1 protein-coding gene is annotated in these 1,753 nt (G+C 78.8%); it reads right to left on the bottom strand.

The window, feature by feature from the left end; translation table 11 throughout:
• On the bottom strand, positions 1 to 1,753 hold a 1,753-nt coding region (locus LPU43_RS00850; RefSeq protein WP_229398580.1), incomplete at both ends, for a type I polyketide synthase.

Here is a 1,753-nt window from a genome sequence, read left to right as displayed (position 1 = left end):
GCGACGCTGAGCCCGGCCAGCTCGGCGAGCAGTTCGTCGGCGTCCGGGGCGTCCGGGCCGCGCCGGGAGGCGAGCACCACCTCGGCGGCGCCGTTGGCCAGCAGCCACCGGGCCACGTGCCGGCCCAGCGCGCCGGTGCCGCCGGTGACGAGGACGGTGCCGGTGGGCCGCCAGGCCGTTCCGGCGGGCGGGGCGGCGGGGACGAGCCGCCGTTCGAGCACGCCCTGGGGGCGGATCGCCACCTGGTCGTGGCCGCCGTCGGTGAGGACGGCGAGCAGCGCGTCGCCGGCGGCCCGGTCGAGGCGGCCGGCGGGCAGGTCGACCAGGCCGCCCCAGCGGTCGGGCTGTTCGAGGGCAACGACCCGGCCGAGGCCCCAGGCCGCGGCGGCGGAGGGGTCGGCGACGGCCTCGCCGCCGGTGACGGGCACGGCGGCCCGGGTGAGGCACCACAGCCTGCCGGGCAGGCCGGCGTCGGCGAGGGCCTGGACGAGGGTGAGCAGCAGCGCCGTCCCGGCGGGCACGGCGGGCGCGGCGGGCAGCGGCTCGTCCCGCTCGGGCAGGGGGCAGAGCACCCCGGCCCAGCCGCCGTCCCCGCGTTCGCGCAGCAGCGCCGCCAGCTCGGCCCGCCCGATGCCGGGGTCGACGGCGAGCACGTCGACGTCGGCTCCGGCGCGGGCGAGCACGTCGGCGAGCCCGTCCGTCTCCTCGGCGTGGGCGACGACGTCCGAGGCGTAAGCGACGACGAGCCAGCGGCCGGCGAGGACCGGCGCGGGGGCGGGGCGGATCGGCTCCCAGGCGATCCGGTACGACCAGCCGTCCACCGTGGCGTCGCGCAGCCGCACCCGCCGCCACGCCGACAGCACCGGCACGGCCGGGGCGAGGGCCGCGACGGCGTCGGGGTCGTCCTGCACGGCCAGGTGGGAGGCCACGGCGGGCAGGTCGCCCCGCTCGACGGCGGCCCAGAAGTCGCCCTCGCCGTCGGCGTGCCCGCCCGCCGGGGCGGCCTCGCCGGAGAACTCGGGCCAGTAGCGCTCGTGCTGGAAGGCGTACGTGGGCAGGTCGACGCGGTGCGCGCCGGTGCCGTCGAACCACGGTCGCCAGGCGACCGGCAGGCCGTGGACGTGCAGCTCGGCCAGGGCGGCGAGCAGGGCGTGGGCCTCGGGGCGGTCCCGGCGCTGGGCGGCGACGGAGAGCACTGCGGTGTCGCCGGGCAGGATGTCGGCCGCCAGGGCGGTGAGCGTGCTCTGCGGGCCCAGTTCCAGGAGCACGCCGGCCCCGGCGGCGCGCAGGGCGGCGACCCCGTCGGCGTACCGGACGGCCTCGCGGACGTGCCGCACCCAGTAGTCGGGGCTGCGCAGCTCATCGTCCTCGGCGAGGGCGCCGGTCACGTTCGACACCACCGGCAGGGCGGGCGCGGAGAACGTCAACCTCCGCAGGACCGCCCGGAACTTCTCCAGCATCGGCTCCATCAACGGGCTGTGGAACGCATGACTCACCGCCAACCGGCGCGTCCGCGCACCCCGCTCCCGCCACACCCGCTCCACCTCGTCCAAGGCCTCCACCGCACCCGAGACGACCACGGCCGACGGCCCGTTCACGGCGGCGATCCCGACCCGACCTTCGAGCCCAGCGATCGACTCCGCCACCTCGGCCTCAGGCGCGGCGACGGCGAGCATCCCGCCGCCGGCCGGCAGCGCCTGCATCAGCCGACCGCGCGCCGCGACGAGGGCGCAGGCGTGCTCCAGGGTGAGCA

This window comes from Micromonospora okii (genome assembly GCF_020884795.1).
Taxonomy (GTDB): domain Bacteria; phylum Actinomycetota; class Actinomycetes; order Mycobacteriales; family Micromonosporaceae; genus Micromonospora; species Micromonospora okii.
Note: the sequence above shows the minus strand (reverse complement) of the source record. Positions and strands in the feature narration are given on the sequence as shown.